The sequence below is a fragment of the Priestia megaterium genome (genome assembly GCF_009497655.1).
Lineage (GTDB): Bacteria > Bacillota > Bacilli > Bacillales > Bacillaceae_H > Priestia > Priestia zanthoxyli.
The window spans coordinates 4,932,732-4,948,777 of record NZ_CP023317.1; the positions used below are offsets into that span (position 1 = coordinate 4,932,732).

Genomic DNA, 16,046 nt, shown 5'->3' on the forward strand with positions numbered 1-16,046 from the left:
CTTAAGCTTTTTTTAGCATTACGATGTTTGAAGCGCTTCTTTTAAGTCATCATTAGATAACGTCCAGATTTCTTCATTATGAGACTTCAAAAACTCACGAAGCAAAGCCTTAGACTTGTTATCCATTTCTTCTACCATAATGCGTCGTTTTAAGGATTTATCCATTTTGTTTACATGTTCAGGAAGTGACTTATAGCCGCGGCGAATTTCACGATCAACGGTCATTTCACATGCTGTCATACCTGCGTAGTAAGGTCCTTCTTGCTTGCGATCAATTGTTACCCATACAAGCCAATATAACTTGCCGTTTGGCACCTCGTCTTTATTCGGTAAGAACTTAATTCCTTTTTCTACTACACTTCTGGCATGCATCGCACCAATATCGACAAATACTTCTTCATCACTTGGGCAAACAAAAACCGGTGAAATGTTTTCTAAACTTAACGCTCCAACCCCGTAGCCGCCGTGGCCGTCGGTTGAATCGTCTTTTATGATATTAAATCCTATACTTTTCTTTTTTGGCTGAGTCATAGTAAGCCTCCTCTATTTAGTAAATCAGTGGTGCTAATATCTGCTGAAAGATATTCATCACAAACGTTGCTACTCCGTTTAGAAGCGGCCAGATTACAATTCGATCCAGAGGTGTAATCACAAGAATCAAAAATACAAAAATACCCCAAGACTCATACTGCGTCATTTTGGCTCGCGTAGACGGCGGAACGAGATCTTCAATCACGCGGTAGCCGTCTAAAGGCGGAAAAGGCAACAAGTTAAATACACCTAGTGTTAGGTTTATTTGAATAAATAATGTAAAAAAACGATAAAGCGCATCGTTGTCCACTGCGGCATTGTTCATCAAATAGTAAATAAGCAAGCCGATAAATGCCAACAACAAGTTGCTAAACGGTCCCGCTATCGATACTAGAATACCAGCTAAACGAGGCTTTTTAAAGAAATAGCGATTAACAGGAACCGGCTTCGCCCACCCAAAACCTGCGATAATTAACAAAAGCGTTCCAAATGGATCTAAATGTGCCAGCGGAGAAAGCGTTAGCCTTCCTTGCTTTTTAGCCGTGTGGTCTCCAAATAAATAAGCTACATACGCATGTGCAAACTCATGCAGTGTGAATGCAACAATAAGGGTCATCACCACGTAAGGAAGGTCTTGCAATGAAAAAGCTAAAAAATGTTCCACTCTTTATCTCCTTTATTTTAAAATAATTTCTACACATCATATCTACTAAATAAACCGTTTGCTTACGAAGAAGGATACAAGACTTCTTGAATATGGCCTCAAAGGTCTCAAAAACCAGACATGGGCTCCCTATGGCCCCACCTGGTTTTTAGCATCGATGTTATGATAAAAAGTATACTACAGATTATGACCTGCATCACTACCTCATACTGTCATTTTATTCAGAAAACGGGTACACTAATCATATACTGACCAAAAAGGAGTGTACACATTATGCCAGTTGTAACTGTTAAGATGCTTGAGGGCCGTACAGATGATCAAAAAAGAGCTCTTGTTGAAAAAGTAACGGATGCTGTTGTAGAAACAACAGGTGCATCACCTGAAAAAGTATCCATTATCATCGAAGAAATGTCTAAAAACCATTACGCTGTAGCGGGCAAGCGCATGAGCGATCAATAACGCCTACATAAAAAAGATGCCATAGGAGTTGACCTATGGCATCTTTTTAATGTACAGACAGAGTTGCCTGAAGTTTTTCAATATATTCGTATGCTTCTGCAATGTCTTCTTCTGTATAGTTTTGCTTACGCTTTAACGTAAACACTTTTTCTTTTACTTCTTCTTTAGGTAAGTTATCAAAATATAAAATCGTAGAGACGAGCTCCAAAAATTTAGAGCTTTGCTCGTTCATATCCTTCATACATTCCTGCAAGTGAGGAAGCTCTAAGTCATAGTGACTTAAAAATCCTTCTCCCGCTTCTGTTAATACGTAACGATACTGCATATACCCGCCTTTTTTCTCTTTAATTTCACTTAAAAAGCCCAAGTTACACAGCTCCTCAATTCGAAGCGTTAATTCCTCAGAATAAGGTCCAAAAAAGTGAAAATTATACTTTTCATAAAAAGGAAACTTCAGTTTTTTTCCGATAAATATCATCTTTTGTAACTTTTTTCTGCCAACAACTTCTCCCGCCGCGGAAAATACTTTCACAATCTTTGCGTGATCGTTTAACACAGCCCCTTCAACTCCTATACTATTTAACTCTGATCTCCTTTTAGTAAGTTTATAATCTGATCTTTAACTTTTCGCTTAGACGACAATTGATCAATGAGATCTTGTGGAAAATATAATTTATGATCGGTTCTCTTTTTCCCTGAAATTGCTTCAACAATCTCCGACTGACGTGATAATTCACGCACTTCATTATTTGGCATCAACAGATGAATCGGCAAACGTTCTTCCTCTTCACCCGGTCGATAAAAATCGTATGGTAGGTCGCTTGAAGAATCGACGACTAAATAATAATCTGGGTTAATGCCCGCTTTTTTAAAAAGTGTTGTAAGCTCCATCCACATTTTCATTTGTGAATTTGGATTAAACTCAATGTATTTAAAAAGCTGACGATTCATAAATCTTCGGCATAGATCAGATAAAATTTCATCCTCTTCTTCTTCCCATGCTTGAAAATAAAATAAAATAACAGATTCATCTAATTTCAAATACTCTTTTAGCGATATTTCTTCTTCAAAAATCGAATAAAAATGAGTGGGCTCCTGCTTGAACTCATAGTAATGATGATGGAGCTCTTTCGCGCGATGTAAAATTTTTGTCAAAATAACTTCAGCACTTCTCGTAACAGGATGAAAATACACTTGCCAGTACATTTGGTAGCGGCTCATAATATAATCTTCAACCGCATGCATACCGCTGTGTTTAATCACGGCTTGGTCTTCCCGAGGACGCATAACACGAAGAATTCGTTCCATATCAAAGTGACCGTAGCTTACTCCTGTGTAATACGCATCACGCTGCAAATAATCCATGCGATCTGCATCAATTTGACTGGAAATTAAACTAACGACAAGCTTATTTTCATATGTTTTCGCGATTACTTCGGCCACTTTTTTAGGAAAATCCTTTCCCACTTTCGTCAACACTTGATTTACCTCCGTGTCACCTACGATAATGGCTTGTGTAAATTCTTCATGATCTAAGTGGAAAACCTTCTCAAATGAATGTGAAAACGGACCGTGACCTAAATCGTGCAGTAAAGCAGCACAAAGACAAAGAAGACGCTCATCTTCATTCCATTCAGGGCGTCCTTGAAAACCGTCATCAATAATACGGCGCACAATTTCATAAACACCTAAGGAATGACTAAAACGGCTGTGTTCAGCCCCATGAAACGTTAAGTATGTCGTTCCTAGCTGTCTAATACGACGCAGCCTTTGAAATTCGGCTGTCCCAATTAGCTCCCAAATAACACGATCTCTTACATGGATATAGCGGTGAACAGGATCTTTAAATACTTTTTCTTCACTGAGTTTTTCATTAGGATATGTCATTTACATACCTCTCTATCTTCACTTTGTTGTTGCTATAATTTTTCGACACTCACTTCCTATTTTCCTATTCAGAATAAAAAATCACCTTGTCAAGCAACCAAGGTGATTTACCTAACAAACAAGGCGATTCTGTTTGTAAGAAGCTCGTTCGACAAATAAGTAGCAGAAAAGCAGCTATTTATTGTTTCACTATCTATTTTTTTACTTTTTTTTCAATCTTCTCGATTAATTCGTCCTCTGTTGGCGCTGCTACAGGACGGTTATTTACAAATGCAAATGACTTTTTACGTCCGGGTCCACAGTAAGACTGGCAACCGATTTGTACTTCAGCTTGTTCATCTATTTTTTTAAGTCGAGGTAACAACGTTTTGACGTTTGTTGCCTGACAATCATCACAAATTCTAAACTCATTTGCCATGTTGACACAATCCTTTCAAAATTGGTTCATCATTTTGTCTAAGGGGTATTTTACCCCTATTTGAAGTCCGATGCAAGTTAAAGAAGGAAGCAAAATCTATCATACTCCTAGAAGAAATGGTATAAAGTATGGATTTTTTGTACATGATGATACTACAAAACATGATTACTATGAGTCATGGAAAATAGAGGAGTGAACAAAGTGAAAGATAGACAAGATGCTTGGACAGAAGAAAACGACTTATTATTAGCTGAAACAGTATTGCGCCATGTCCGCGAAGGAAGTACGCAGTTGAATGCGTTTGAAGAAGTTGGAGATGAATTAAATCGAACTTCAGCAGCATGTGGATTCAGATGGAATGCTGTTGTACGCCATCAGTATGAAAAAGCACTGCAGCTAGCTAAAAAACAGCGAAAACAGCGTATGCGTGCACTTGGACAAGAGCAAGGCAAAAAGAAATTATTATATACGCCACCAGCATCTGTAGAGCATGTGGAACAAATGATGTCTGCGCCTACAGCAACATATAGCTTACCTGAAACACACGTAGAAAGAAGCAGCAGTGAGGAGCTTTCAATGGCTGATGTTATTCGCTTCTTGCAAACAATGCCAAATCAAGCGAGCAATTTACAAGCATTGCAAAGCGAAAACAAACGCTTGATGCAAGAAAATGCAGAGTTAGCTAAGAAAAACACAGAGTTGGAAAAACAAATTAAACATCTCGAAGCTAATGCTACTACTATTCAAGAAGACTATGAAACATTAATGCAAATCATGAACCGTGCGCGAAAGTTAGCTCTATTTGATGAAGAAGAGCGTTCTTCTACTACGTTTAAAATGGATCGTAACGGAAATCTTGAGAAAATGGCTGAATAAGCTACACGAACGAAGAAAGAGGGATGTCAAACTTGGCTCTGCTTTCTTCTTTTTCTATTTTACAGACAATGACCTGACGCCTTTATGCTATAATATGTTCGTTTACTGTTTATAAAGGGGTTTGAGATATGCAGCAGAATAGTTTGAAACTTTTAGCACAGCCCGCTTGGCGTATTATTGATCAATCCAGTCTAGGTCCTCATTTTGATGCCCGTCATTCTTTTGCCATCGATGACACGCTTTGTACAACCGTTGGAAGAGGTGAATCTCCAGCTGTCATGCGCTCATGGGTGCATCACGATACGATTGTATTAGGCATTCAAGATACAAAGCTCCCTCACCTGGCTGAAGGTGCAGCTTATTTACATGAACAAGGGTATAAAACAATCGTCCGCAATTCAGGCGGCCTCGCTGTCGTACTTGATCAAGATGTTCTAAACATTTCTTTAATTTTTCCAGATGCAGAAAAAGGAATTGATATTGATCGTGGCTATGAAGCCATGTTTGATTTGATTAAGGCCATGTTTGCATCTTACGGTACCGCAATTGAAGCGAAGGAAATCGTAGGATCCTATTGTCCCGGCAGCTTTGATTTGAGCATTCGCAATCAAAAATTTGCAGGCATTTCACAGCGACGCGTTCGCGGCGGTGTGGCCGTACAAATTTACTTATGCGTTAACGGAAGCGGCTCTAAACGCGCTTCTCTCATTCAAGAGTTTTACAAAAAAGGGCTCCAAAACACAGAAACTAAATTTTCATACCCAGATATCGAGCCTCATACAATGGCTTCTCTATCTGAACTATTACAGATTGATTTAACCGTTTCTGATGTCATGCTGCTTTTATTGCAAACACTGAATAGCATGAGCTCTTCTCTTGTAAATATGCCTTTAAATGCTACCGAACAAATGCTGTTTGAGACGCAGCTGCAGCGCATGTATGACCGCAATGAAAAAGCGTTGGGTTCATTAGCCGAATAAAAAAACTCCGCCCTAGGACGGAGTTTTTTTATTAAAGTGCTTGAGCAGCTGTGATTAAAGCAAGCTTGTACACATCTTCTTCGTTACAACCGCGAGATAGATCGTTTACCGGTTTGTTTAGACCTTGTAAGATTGGACCTACTGCTTCGAAGTTTCCTAAGCGCTGTGCAATTTTGTAACCAATGTTACCTGCTTCAAGGCTTGGGAATACAAATACGTTTGCATCTCCTTTGATCACTGAACCTGGTGCTTTCTTTTCAGCTACAGAAGGAACAAATGCTGCGTCGAATTGGAATTCGCCGTCTAATGTTACGCTTGGTGCTAATTCTTTTGCAATTTCTACTGCGTTTGCTACCTTTTCTGTTTCCGGAGATTTTGCTGATCCTTTTGTTGAGAAGCTTAGCATAGCAACACGAGGATCGATATCGAACATTTCAGCTGTACGAGCACTTTCGATAGCAATTTCAGCTAAATCTTGGCTGTCAGGTGAAATATTAATTGCACAGTCAGCAAATACGTATTTTTGATCGCCGCGAACCATGATAAATACGCCAGATGTTTTCTTAACACCTTGTCTTGTTTTGATAATTTGTAGAGCAGGTCGCACCGTGTCTGCTGTAGAATGAGCAGCTCCGCTTACAAGACCGTCAGCTTTGTTCATATGAACAAGCATTGTGCCAAAATAATTTTCATCTAATAAAATTTTGCGAGCATCTTCTTCTGTTGCTTTGCCTTTACGACGCTCAACAAATGCTGCCACCATTTCATCAAATTCAGAGTAGCTTTGAGGATCTAAAACCTCAACACCGTCTAATTTTACGTTTAATTCTGCTGCTTTTGATGCTACCGCGTCTTTATTTCCAACAACGATAGGCTTTAAGATATTGTCGGCAGCTAAACGAGAAACAGCACCTAATACGCGCTCATCTAATCCCTCTGGGAATACGATTGATACATCGCTAGCTGATACTTTTTGTTTTAAACCTGTAAATAAATCACTCAAAGTAAATCCTCCTCGATATGTAAAAAACTTTTCTCATAATAGGATACTCCACTTTTTTTAAAAATCAAAGGCATGTCCTTCAAGAATCCATGATTACGAAAAAGTCTTTTAATTCTTAATTTTCCGCTAACACTCAAAATAAAACCTGTTTTTACTTTGCAACAATTGTTTAAAGTTTAGTCACAAAATCACAGGTTTTTCATTCCAGTTCTTCGGACAAACTATGATATAGTAGAATTGGAATTTATCATAATCGGACAATAGGAGTGAAACGAAATGGCAGAAGCAGCACAAACATTAGACGGTTGGTATGCACTTCATGATTTCCGTTCAATCGATTGGGGCGCTTGGAAGCAGTTATCAAGCGACGATCGCCAAGCGGCCATCCATGAATTTTTAGGTTTGATTGAGAAATGGAAAGGAACTGAAGCTGAAAAGCAAGGCAGTCATGCTTTATATACCATTGTCGGCCAAAAAGCAGATTTTATGCTAATGCTTGTTCGTCCTACTATGGAAGAACTAAATGAAATTGAAACAGAATTTAACAAAACAAAGCTTGCTGAGTTTACCATTCCTACTTATTCATATGTATCAGTAGTTGAATTAAGCAACTACTTACCTGCTGGGGAGGATCCTTATGAAAATCCTCAAATCCAAGCTAGACTATATCCAACTTTACCAAAAGCTAGTCACGTTTGCTTTTATCCAATGGATAAACGTCGTCAAGGAAATGACAATTGGTACATGCTTCCTATGGAAGAACGACGCAGCTTAATGCGCAGCCACGGAATGATTGGACGTCAATACGCTGGAAAAGTAAAGCAAATCATTACGGGTTCTGTTGGGTTTGATGATTATGAGTGGGGCGTTACTCTTTTTGCAGATGACGTTCTTCAATTTAAAAAATTAGTATACGAAATGCGTTTTGACGAAGTAAGTGCTCGCTACGGGGAATTTGGCAGCTTCTTTGTCGGAAATTTATTAAAAGAAGAAGCTATTGCACGCTTTTTACACGTTTAAACTAAGCTGCAAAAGCGTTCATCTCTTTTATAAAATTTAGTATATAAAAAACCTGTTTCCACTTGGAAACAGGTTTTTTTATTTTCTACCCATGGCATATTCGCATCTACAGGACCATATATATACAACAGTGTCACAAGTAAGCGAGGTGGGATAATGGCAGTCGTTGCACACAACGAAGAAGATGTTAAGCTCCTAGCCAGACTCATTCGAGCTGAAGCTGAAAGTGAAGGAAAACAAGGGATGTTACTGGTAGGAAATGTAGGCGTGAACCGCGCTAAAGCTCCCTGTTTGGATTTTAGAAATATAAGAACCATTCGTCAGATGGTATTTCAAAACCCAGGCGGATTTGAAGCAACTCAAAAAGGCTACTTTTATCAGCGTGCCCGCCAGTCTGAAATTACACTTGCACGACGTGTATTAAGAGGGGAACGTTTTAACCCCGCGGAAAACTCACTGTGGTTTTTCAAGCCCAGCGGCGACTGTCCTGCTCAATGGTATAACCAAAATAACACAGGACGATTTAAATCTCACTGTTTCTTTGCACCAACTCAAGCTGATTGTCCAGGAGTTTACTAATTTCTTTTTGTTTGAAGGAGGTTCCTATGAAAAAACCAAAGTCTAATCAACCGCAACAGCAATATATGCAAAATCCGTATATGAGTCCAAACTACCCTTATTATATGCCTCAGCCGCAGCAGCCCCAGCCAGGCGGCCAGCCGCAGGTTCAAGGGCAAAGCCAAGGAGGGCCACCCCCTACCTCTTCTGGAGGCAGTGGTGCCCCGCAAGACCCAAATCAACTGCCTATTGAAGAATCATATATTGAAAATATTTTACGTTTAAATCGAGGAAAAATAGCGACTGTATATATGACGTTTGAAAATAATACGCAGTGGAACGCGAAGGTCTTTAGAGGTATTATTGAAGCGGCCGGACGCGATCATATCATTTTAAGCGATCCACAGACTGGAACGCGCTATGTACTGCTTATGGTTTATCTTGATTACATTACCTTCGATGAAGAAATTAAATACAATTATCCATTTGGCGGTGGAGGCCAACAGTTGAGCAATTATTCTCCGCGTTAAAAAAACCCCTTTTCAGGGGTTTTTTTATAGCCATTTTACAGCTGCAACAACAATTAAAATCCAGGCTACAATAAAAGCAACTCCACCTAGGGGAGTAATCGCGCCGAGAACTTTAATACCGGACGTACTTAATACATAGAGACTGCCTGAAAACAGCACAATCCCTGCAAACATAATCCAGCCCGAAGCTGTTAACAAAGAAGACTGAGGAAATTTGCTTAATAAAAACGCAATAACGAACAGCCCCATTGCATGGAACATTTGGTACTGCACTCCTGTTTTCCATACCTCTAAATACTTCTCTGAGATTTTCCCTTCTAACCCGTGTGCTCCAAAGGCACCAAGAGCAACCGCTAACATCGCATTGATTGCACCGATTATTAAAAATAGTTTCATGTTTTTCTCCTCACTTTAGAAATCAAACAAACTATCGCCGTTTGCATCATCTGATTTCAATTTCGTTCCTTCAAAATTAGGTTTGGATGACTGAATAATCTGTTGCTGCATAATCTCAGGCGATTGCATAATTTCCGGTGAAGACATGACAACAGGTTTTGAAACCGAGACAGGTTTCGATGCTGAAACCTCTTCATTTTGATCTAATGCAAGCTCACACAGTGCTTTGATAGCAACCAATTGATCTCGAACGTTCCCACTATTCGAATGGTGCTTCGCTTTTTGTACTTCTGCACTAATTTTATCAAGGAGCTGCGCCATTTTTATATCCATGTAGACACCTCATCTTACATTCAATATGACTTTATACAGCTATTTTATCAAAAGATGAAATAGGAGGCTATGTCTGAAGCTAATCTTCATGAAATGCTCACTTTTACACATCATCAATTTGCCAATCGATGGATTGACGTCCGTGTTGGAGCAAAAACTCATTTGCTCGTTGAAAATGATTATTGCCAAAAAAGCCTCGATTAGCTGAAAATGGGCTAGGATGCGGGCTTTCCAAAATTAAATGGTGTGAATGATGAATGAGCTCTTTTTTAGCTTGTGCATGTTTGCCCCACAGCAAAAACACGACCGGCTCCTCTTTTTGTGCCACTAATTCAATAATGCGGTCCGTCAGCTGTTCCCATCCTTTTCCTTTGTGAGAATTCGCTTCCCCTCTTCTAACCGTCAAAACAGTGTTAAGCAAAAGAACACCTTGTTCTGCCCATTTGACTAAATAACCGTTATTCGGAATGTGATAGTCCATTTCATTTTTCAGCTCTTTGTAAATATTCACTAAAGAAGGCGGTGTTTTGACTCCTGGTTGAACAGAGAAGCTCAGTCCATGCGCTTGATTTGGTCCATGATAAGGATCTTGTCCCAATATGACAACTTTTACATTTTTATAATCCGTATAGTGTAAAGCGTTAAAAATATCATATTTATCAGGATAAATGGTGTGGTGATTATATTCATCCACTAAAAATTCTCGAAGCTGTATGTAATAGTCTTTTTGAAATTCTTCTTCTAATAAAGGAGCCCAGTCATTTTTTAAAATACTCATTGCTTATCACCTCATAATAATCTTTTTTGTTATTTTATCGTAAACTCTGCCGCCTGCTCAAACGTTGCCTGCTTTAAATACGCTGAGAGCCTGGGCATATTTTAATATTGTCATGTTCAATGAAACTTTGTATACACTTATAAAGAGTGTATTTTTATATTAAAGGAGGGATTCCATATGATCATCAGCAATCCCCACCAAATAGACGTAACCTACAGCCTGGGTGTTACACCCGTTGAACCAATGATACCAAGAAAATACACCGTTTTCCCAGGTCAACACACTTCTGTTCCTTCCATTCAAATCGGCATTGAATTTGCCTACGATCATATGCAAAAAGAGCGGAACGAATATTTAGCATCCTTCGTCTTCGATAAAGGTTTTTATTCCCTTACTGTGTATTATTACATCGGTGCGCATACATCAACAGATGAAACCATTACACGCTACCTTCACTTTTTAGAACAGCTCCCTGTTATTCTATCGTCTATCTATCACGCTGATGCTTCCTTTTTCGAAAAACATCCACTTTTAATGCACTGTCCTATTTTTATCATTGCCGATAGCCCTGAGCTGCCATTTTCAACAAAAAAATCTATCGGTTCCCTGTATCAATATAAATAAATGAGAAAAGCTACTGTTAAAATAACGGTAGCTTTTTCTCCGTATTCGAAACAAAATACTTTTAAACTTGTTAAAAACATGGAATAATAACTACAAATTGTTTTAATCTATTTGCGTTAACCCTTTAAAATCGTTACAATTTATTAGTAGTTCTATACATAAAGGAAAAGGTAAACAAGCAATCATTCGTTTGTTTATAAAGGCCGAGTTTAACGGGCAATGAATCCCCAGATTTCATTTAAGTGTTGTCTGTTAAAGCGGAAAAAAATTGAACGTAACTACGACAAAGTGAGGTCCTAGAAGTAATGACAAATGTACAACCAAAATCCATTATCGTAATTTTTGGCGCTACAGGTGATTTAGCAAAACGTAAGTTATTCCCCTCTATTTTCCGCTTATATAAAGCGAACAAACTATCGGAAGATTTCGCTGTTGTTGGTGTCGCAAGAAGACCTTGGACTAATGACGAATTACGCGAAAATGTAAAAAAATCAGTGAGCAGTTTCAAAAACAGTGACGCTGACATTGAAAAGTTTGCTTCACATTTTTATTACCAACCGTTTGACGTAACAGATGTCGCTTCTTATCAAGAATTAAAAAGCCTAACAGAAAGCCTTGATGAGCAATACAACGTGCCTGGAAATCGTATTTTCTATCTAGCAATGGCACCTGAATTTTTCGGAACGATTGCTTCGAATTTAAAAAATGAAGGTTTAACACAAACAGAAGGCTGGAGCCGCCTAGTCATTGAAAAGCCGTTTGGCCATGATTATCCTTCTGCTAAAGAATTAAATGAACAAATTCGCCATGCATTTAAGGAAGATCAAATTTATCGTATCGACCACTATCTCGGTAAAGAAATGGTGCAAAATATCGAAGTTATCCGTTTTGCAAATGCTCTATTTGAACCGATGTGGAACAACCAATACATTTCAAACATCCAAATTACGTCTAGTGAGACGCTTGGTGTAGAAGACCGTGGCCGTTACTATGAATCTTCAGGTGCCCTTCGAGATATGGTACAAAACCATATGCTTCAAATGGTGGCCCTACTTGCAATGGAACCGCCGATTAAATTAACACCGGAAGAAATTCGCAGTGAAAAAGTAAAAGTATTGCGTGCTCTTCGCTCTTTATCAGTGGATGAAGTAGATGATTATTTTGTACGAGGTCAATACGGCAAAGGTGTACTTGAAGGAGAAGAAGTTATCGGCTATCGCGAAGGAAACTCGGTTGATCCTGAGTCTAATACCGCTACATTTGTATCTGGTAAGCTTATGATTGATAACTTCAGATGGGCTGGCGTACCGATTTATATCCGTACAGGTAAACGCATGAAAGAAAAAGCAACGACAATTGTTGTACAGTTCAAAGACTTACCAATGAACCTGTACTTCAATAAAGATAAAGAAATTCATCCAAACTTGCTTGTCATTCATATCCAACCGGAAGAAGGCATTACGCTTCACTTGAACGCGCGTAAAACGCCAGGTGCCACATCATCCACACCGATTAACTTGAACTATTGCAATAACTGTGGAGATAAAATGAATACACCGGAAGCTTATGAACGCCTTATTTATGATTGCATGCTTGGAGATGCAACGAACTTTACTCACTGGGATGAAGTAGCCCTTTCTTGGAAATTTGTTGATACTATCTCAGAAGCATGGGAAAGCACAAAAGCACAAAACTTCCCGAACTACGAATCAGGTTCAATGGGACCAAAAGAATCAGACGCATTGCTTGCTGAAGACGGTTTCCACTGGTGGCCAGTCGGAGAAGACAACTTCTCACCTAAAAAGTAAATAAAAAAAGCAGCTGTAGTATACAGCTGCTTTTCTTGTTTTTTATTTTAACCACTCAGTATGGAATACGCCCTCTTTATCAACACGTTGATATGTGTGAGCTCCGAAGTAGTCACGTTGCGCTTGTAAAAGGTTCGCTGGTAGCGTTTCTGTACGGTAGCTGTCATAGTAAGCTAATGCACTTGAGAAACTTGGTACAGGAATACCTTGTTTAACCGCAATTGAAATAACTTCACGAAGAGCCGACTGATAGCCTTCTACGATATCCTTGAAGTATGGGTCTAACAATAAGTTTGTTAGATCTGCATCGCGATCGTAAGCTTCTTTAATTTTTTGTAAGAATTGTGCACGGATGATACAACCACCGCGGAAGATCATTGCAATATCACCATACTGTAAATTCCAGTCATATTCTTCAGAAGCTGCTTTCATTTGAGCAAACCCTTGCGCATATGAACAAATTTTACTCATGTACAATGCTTTACGAATTGCTTCTACTAATTCGGTTTTATCGCCTTCAAATGCAGCTGCATTTGGACCGCTCAATACTTTGCTTGCTTTTACACGTTCTTCTTTCATAGCTGAAATAAAGCGTGCAAATACAGATTCTGTAATGATTGGTAGTGGTACACCTAAATCAAGCGCACTTTGGCTTGTCCATTTACCTGTACCTTTTTGACCTGCAGTATCTAAAATAACGTCTACAAGTGCTTTACCTGTTTCTTCATCTTTTTTCGTAAAGATATCAGCTGTGATTTCAATTAAGTAGCTATCTAGCTCGCCTTTATTCCATTCAGCAAATACTTCATGTAATTCATCTGTTTCTAAGCCTAATACGTTTTTCATGATGAAGTATGCTTCACAAATTAACTGCATATCGCCATACTCGATGCCGTTATGAACCATTTTTACGTAGTGACCTGCACCATTTGGTCCAATGTATGTGCAGCAATCATCGCCTTCAACTTTCGCTGAAATAGCTGTTAAGATTGGTTTTACAAGTTCATATGCTTCTTTTTGTCCGCCAGGCATGATTGAAGGTCCTTTTAATGCGCCTTCTTCTCCGCCGGATACGCCTGTACCGATGAAATGGATACCTAATTCTTCTAGCTCTTTGTTACGACGAATTGTATCCTGGAAGAATGTATTTCCGCCATCGATTAAAATGTCGCCTTTTTCTAAGTATGGTTTTAACGAATCAATTGTTGCATCTGTAGCAGCACCAGCTTTAACCATTAATAAAATTTTACGCGGTTTTTCAAGAGAATTAATAAACTCTTCCACACTGTATGTACCTGCAAAATTTTTACCTTCTGCTTCTGTTTTTAGGAACTCTTCTGTCTTTTCAGGAGAGCGGTTATAAACTGAAACAGAATAGCCTCTGCTCTCAATGTTTAGCGCCAAGTTTTTCCCCATAACCGCTAAACCGATAACACCGATTTGTTGTTTTGCCATGTTAAATTCTTCCCTTCATGTGTAATATGAATTGGTCAACCTAATCGTAACTGAACATATCATAAAGAAAGTTACAGATTCAAGTTTGATATAACCATAATCATACGTTTTATTATACACATTTGAAAAGAATCATGCTCACCGAACATTGATTATTTTGAAGAAAATTTCGATAAAATAAGTGAAATGAACGCAGTTACTAATCATCCGTACATTCTTAACTACCTTTAGACGCATTTTAACATTTTCTTAAACAATTACTTTTGTTAAAATATTAAGCAGTTAATCATTTCAATGAATTGATGATCAACACGGTTGTTACCGTTTTACTATATTTACTGCAGCTAAAAAAGCTGCACTAGTACTTATTTTGTTTTACGAAGAGGGATTTTATATATGACAAAACCAATCAAAGATCCGTTCAAAGAAAATTTTGATACGCTTGAAGAATTTGCTGATCGCATTAGCGAGGTATTGAACTGCCCTATTACGATTGAAGATGCTAATCATCGCTTACTAGCTTACAGCACCCATGATGAAAGAACGGACCAAGCGCGTATTGCTACGATTATTGGAAGAAGAGTTCCGGAAAAAGTCATTAACAACTTATGGAAAGAAGGCATTATTCCGAAACTGCTTGAGACAAATGAACCTGTGCGTGTGAAAAATATAAATGAAATCGGGCTTGGAGATCGTATAGCCATTTCTATCTGGAAAAATGAAGAAGTTCTAGGATTCATTTGGGCTGTGGAAATTGAGAAAGCCTTAGGCGATGAAGAAGTGGAGCTATTAAAAAAAGCTGCGAATGTATTAAAAAACAAATTGCTGCAGCTTCAAATTCGAAAATACAAACGAGAGGAGCGCTCACAGGAATTTTTCTGGAAATTATTAACTGGCCACATTAAGTCTCGCCAAGAAATTTCAGAAGCGTTTTATGAAGCTCAAATTACGGCTCCATCAGCGTTTTCCATTGCTATCTTCCGCTTCCAAGAAGATATTACGCCTGAAGCTGAACGCCAAATTTCGTATATGTTGAAAACAATGCACCGCTTAAAAATCGTTCTTTATACGATTGATTGCAATGATTTAATCTTACTGCTTTCTTTGGATGCGGTTGAAAATCCTCTTGATGAACAGCGAGATTTTGTAGACTATTTTAGAGGAAACATGCATGAACGCTTTGATGTTACTCAAATTAAAGCCAGCTGCAGCAGTATTTATTCATCGCACGATCATATCGAAAAAAGCTATAAAGAAGCTTTGAACGTATTAGATATGAAAAGTAAGTTTCCAGAAGAAACAAAAGAGATTATTAACTATCAAGAATTAGGTATTTATCAATTTCTAGATGTTATTTTAGACAAGCGCGTTCAAGATCAATTTGAAAACCATTCTTTAAAGAAGCTAACTGATTATGACCTTCGTCATAACAGTAACTTGGTGGAGACTCTTGAAGTATTTTTAAATAATGATAACAATATTAATGAAGCAGCCAAAGAATTAAATGTGCATATGAATACACTTAGCTATCGATTAAAGCGAATTTCAGAGATTGGTGATATCAACTTAAAGGATGTTAATCAAAAAATGACTCTTTATATTGATATTAAGTTAATGAAATATAAAAAATAACAGATAATGTTATATTTTTTAACAGAAAGCTATTTATTTATTTTCCGATAAATAAATAGCTCTTTTTTTATGTTTTCTTCCCTTAACAATGTTA

Annotated in this window: 19 protein-coding genes; 9 read left to right on the top strand and 10 right to left on the bottom strand. The window is 38.2% G+C overall.

All coding sequences use genetic code 11. The annotated features are described in order from the left end of the window. Positions 1 to 18: 18 nt before the first annotated feature. Both CEQ83_RS25300 and CEQ83_RS25305 read right to left on the bottom strand, forming a co-directional pair. Positions 19 to 531: a YwhD family protein gene (locus CEQ83_RS25300; RefSeq protein ID WP_013085495.1), complete on the bottom strand. Its 513-nt coding sequence runs from the start codon at positions 529 to 531 to the stop codon at positions 19 to 21. A gap of 16 nt (positions 532 to 547) precedes the next feature. Next, positions 548 to 1,195 (bottom strand): site-2 protease family protein, encoded by a 648-nt coding sequence (locus tag CEQ83_RS25305; RefSeq protein WP_155017556.1) that lies wholly within the window; start codon positions 1,193 to 1,195, stop codon positions 548 to 550. Between the two features lie 273 nt (positions 1,196 to 1,468). Here CEQ83_RS25305 and CEQ83_RS25310 point away from each other — a divergent pair, with 273 nt between their 5' ends. Continuing rightward, a complete protein-coding gene (locus CEQ83_RS25310; protein ID WP_013085497.1) occupies positions 1,469 to 1,654 on the top strand; it encodes a 2-hydroxymuconate tautomerase in 186 nt (61 codons plus the stop codon). A gap of 46 nt (positions 1,655 to 1,700) precedes the next feature. Here CEQ83_RS25310 and CEQ83_RS25315 read toward each other — a convergent pair whose 3' ends face one another. The 3 genes from CEQ83_RS25315 to CEQ83_RS25325 form a co-directional block, all read right to left on the bottom strand. Continuing rightward, positions 1,701 to 2,210 carry a YwgA family protein gene (locus CEQ83_RS25315; RefSeq protein WP_013085498.1) on the bottom strand — a complete coding sequence of 170 codons (510 nt, stop codon included), beginning with the start codon at positions 2,208 to 2,210 and terminating at the stop codon, positions 1,701 to 1,703. Between the two features lie 23 nt (positions 2,211 to 2,233). Further along, a complete protein-coding gene (locus CEQ83_RS25320; protein ID WP_013059849.1) occupies positions 2,234 to 3,541 on the bottom strand; it encodes an HD domain-containing protein in 1,308 nt (435 codons plus the stop codon). 193 nt (positions 3,542 to 3,734) lie between these two features. Beyond that, on the bottom strand, positions 3,735 to 3,959 hold the full coding sequence (locus tag CEQ83_RS25325; RefSeq protein ID WP_013059850.1) for a YuzB family protein: 225 nt from the start codon (positions 3,957 to 3,959) through the stop codon (positions 3,735 to 3,737). Between the two features lie 201 nt (positions 3,960 to 4,160). On the opposite strand from CEQ83_RS25325, the gene CEQ83_RS25330 reads away from it, so the two are divergent. Both CEQ83_RS25330 and CEQ83_RS25335 read left to right on the top strand, forming a co-directional pair. Then, positions 4,161 to 4,835 carry an RsfA family transcriptional regulator gene (locus CEQ83_RS25330; RefSeq protein WP_033580385.1) on the top strand — a complete coding sequence of 225 codons (675 nt, stop codon included), beginning with the start codon at positions 4,161 to 4,163 and terminating at the stop codon, positions 4,833 to 4,835. Positions 4,836 to 4,963: 128 nt separating this feature from the next. Continuing rightward, positions 4,964 to 5,815: an octanoyl-[GcvH]:protein N-octanoyltransferase gene (locus CEQ83_RS25335; protein ID WP_028411958.1), complete on the top strand. Its 852-nt coding sequence runs from the start codon at positions 4,964 to 4,966 to the stop codon at positions 5,813 to 5,815. 31 nt (positions 5,816 to 5,846) lie between these two features. Here the strand turns inward: CEQ83_RS25335 and pta are convergent, their stop codons facing one another. Beyond that, the gene (pta, locus tag CEQ83_RS25340) at positions 5,847 to 6,818 is read right to left on the bottom strand and encodes a phosphate acetyltransferase (protein ID WP_013059853.1); all 972 of its coding nucleotides are present in this window, start codon (positions 6,816 to 6,818) and stop codon (positions 5,847 to 5,849) included. A 276-nt stretch (positions 6,819 to 7,094) separates the two neighbouring features. On the opposite strand from pta, the gene hemQ reads away from it, so the two are divergent. The 3 genes from hemQ (at position 7,095) to gerQ (ending at position 8,926) form a co-directional block, all read left to right on the top strand. After that, positions 7,095 to 7,838: a hydrogen peroxide-dependent heme synthase gene (hemQ, locus tag CEQ83_RS25345; RefSeq protein WP_013059854.1), complete on the top strand. Its 744-nt coding sequence runs from the start codon at positions 7,095 to 7,097 to the stop codon at positions 7,836 to 7,838. A gap of 156 nt (positions 7,839 to 7,994) precedes the next feature. Further along, complete coding sequence (locus tag CEQ83_RS25350; protein WP_016765947.1) at positions 7,995 to 8,417, top strand: cell wall hydrolase; 423 nt, start codon at positions 7,995 to 7,997, stop codon at positions 8,415 to 8,417. A 26-nt stretch (positions 8,418 to 8,443) separates the two neighbouring features. After that, positions 8,444 to 8,926, top strand: coding sequence for a spore coat protein GerQ (gerQ, locus tag CEQ83_RS25355; RefSeq protein ID WP_028411957.1), 483 nt, complete (start codon positions 8,444 to 8,446; stop codon positions 8,924 to 8,926). Between the two features lie 24 nt (positions 8,927 to 8,950). Here gerQ and CEQ83_RS25360 read toward each other — a convergent pair whose 3' ends face one another. The 3 genes from CEQ83_RS25360 to CEQ83_RS25370 all read right to left on the bottom strand — a co-directional run bounded on the left by CEQ83_RS25360 (position 8,951) and on the right by CEQ83_RS25370 (position 10,433). Then, entirely contained in the window at positions 8,951 to 9,322 is a 372-nt protein-coding gene (locus CEQ83_RS25360; protein ID WP_013059856.1) for a DUF423 domain-containing protein, read from the bottom strand. A gap of 15 nt (positions 9,323 to 9,337) precedes the next feature. Beyond that, positions 9,338 to 9,655, bottom strand: coding sequence for a YwdI family protein (locus CEQ83_RS25365; RefSeq protein WP_028411956.1), 318 nt, complete (start codon positions 9,653 to 9,655; stop codon positions 9,338 to 9,340). A gap of 103 nt (positions 9,656 to 9,758) precedes the next feature. Next, positions 9,759 to 10,433: a uracil-DNA glycosylase gene (locus CEQ83_RS25370; protein ID WP_028411955.1), complete on the bottom strand. Its 675-nt coding sequence runs from the start codon at positions 10,431 to 10,433 to the stop codon at positions 9,759 to 9,761. A gap of 177 nt (positions 10,434 to 10,610) precedes the next feature. Between CEQ83_RS25370 and CEQ83_RS25375 the strand changes: the two genes are divergently transcribed. Both CEQ83_RS25375 and zwf read left to right on the top strand, forming a co-directional pair. Beyond that, the gene (locus tag CEQ83_RS25375) at positions 10,611 to 11,057 is read left to right on the top strand and encodes a staygreen family protein (protein ID WP_013085507.1); all 447 of its coding nucleotides are present in this window, start codon (positions 10,611 to 10,613) and stop codon (positions 11,055 to 11,057) included. A 305-nt stretch (positions 11,058 to 11,362) separates the two neighbouring features. Further along, a complete protein-coding gene (gene zwf, locus CEQ83_RS25380) occupies positions 11,363 to 12,865 on the top strand; it encodes a glucose-6-phosphate dehydrogenase (RefSeq protein WP_155017557.1) in 1,503 nt (500 codons plus the stop codon). Positions 12,866 to 12,907: 42 nt separating this feature from the next. On the opposite strand, the gene gndA is transcribed toward zwf, so the two are convergent. Beyond that, positions 12,908 to 14,320 carry an NADP-dependent phosphogluconate dehydrogenase gene (gene gndA, locus CEQ83_RS25385; protein WP_013059861.1) on the bottom strand — a complete coding sequence of 471 codons (1,413 nt, stop codon included), beginning with the start codon at positions 14,318 to 14,320 and terminating at the stop codon, positions 12,908 to 12,910. A 396-nt stretch (positions 14,321 to 14,716) separates the two neighbouring features. Here gndA and CEQ83_RS25390 point away from each other — a divergent pair, with 396 nt between their 5' ends. Further along, the gene (locus CEQ83_RS25390; protein WP_028411954.1) at positions 14,717 to 15,952 is read left to right on the top strand and encodes a PucR family transcriptional regulator; all 1,236 of its coding nucleotides are present in this window, start codon (positions 14,717 to 14,719) and stop codon (positions 15,950 to 15,952) included. The last annotated feature ends 94 nt before the right edge of the window (positions 15,953 to 16,046 follow it).

What these genes read in the sequence shown, in the direction of transcription:
- CEQ83_RS25300 (WP_013085495.1), bottom strand. Translation starts at nt 531, where the DNA reads ATGACTCAGCCAAAAAAGAAAAGTATAGGATTTAATATCATAAAAGAC.
- CEQ83_RS25310 (WP_013085497.1), top strand. Translation starts at nt 1,469, where the DNA reads ATGCCAGTTGTAACTGTTAAGATGCTTGAGGGCCGTACAGATGATCAA.
- CEQ83_RS25320 (WP_013059849.1), bottom strand. Translation starts at nt 3,541, where the DNA reads ATGACATATCCTAATGAAAAACTCAGTGAAGAAAAAGTATTTAAAGAT.
- CEQ83_RS25325 (WP_013059850.1), bottom strand. Translation starts at nt 3,959, where the DNA reads ATGGCAAATGAGTTTAGAATTTGTGATGATTGTCAGGCAACAAACGTC.
- CEQ83_RS25335 (WP_028411958.1), top strand. Translation starts at nt 4,964, where the DNA reads ATGCAGCAGAATAGTTTGAAACTTTTAGCACAGCCCGCTTGGCGTATT.
- hemQ (WP_013059854.1), top strand. Translation starts at nt 7,095, where the DNA reads ATGGCAGAAGCAGCACAAACATTAGACGGTTGGTATGCACTTCATGAT.
- CEQ83_RS25350 (WP_016765947.1), top strand. Translation starts at nt 7,995, where the DNA reads ATGGCAGTCGTTGCACACAACGAAGAAGATGTTAAGCTCCTAGCCAGA.
- gerQ (WP_028411957.1), top strand. Translation starts at nt 8,444, where the DNA reads ATGAAAAAACCAAAGTCTAATCAACCGCAACAGCAATATATGCAAAAT.
- CEQ83_RS25360 (WP_013059856.1), bottom strand. Translation starts at nt 9,322, where the DNA reads ATGAAACTATTTTTAATAATCGGTGCAATCAATGCGATGTTAGCGGTT.
- CEQ83_RS25365 (WP_028411956.1), bottom strand. Translation starts at nt 9,655, where the DNA reads ATGGATATAAAAATGGCGCAGCTCCTTGATAAAATTAGTGCAGAAGTA.
- CEQ83_RS25370 (WP_028411955.1), bottom strand. Translation starts at nt 10,433, where the DNA reads ATGAGTATTTTAAAAAATGACTGGGCTCCTTTATTAGAAGAAGAATTT.
- CEQ83_RS25375 (WP_013085507.1), top strand. Translation starts at nt 10,611, where the DNA reads ATGATCATCAGCAATCCCCACCAAATAGACGTAACCTACAGCCTGGGT.
- zwf (WP_155017557.1), top strand. Translation starts at nt 11,363, where the DNA reads ATGACAAATGTACAACCAAAATCCATTATCGTAATTTTTGGCGCTACA.
- gndA (WP_013059861.1), bottom strand. Translation starts at nt 14,320, where the DNA reads ATGGCAAAACAACAAATCGGTGTTATCGGTTTAGCGGTTATGGGGAAA.
- CEQ83_RS25390 (WP_028411954.1), top strand. Translation starts at nt 14,717, where the DNA reads ATGACAAAACCAATCAAAGATCCGTTCAAAGAAAATTTTGATACGCTT.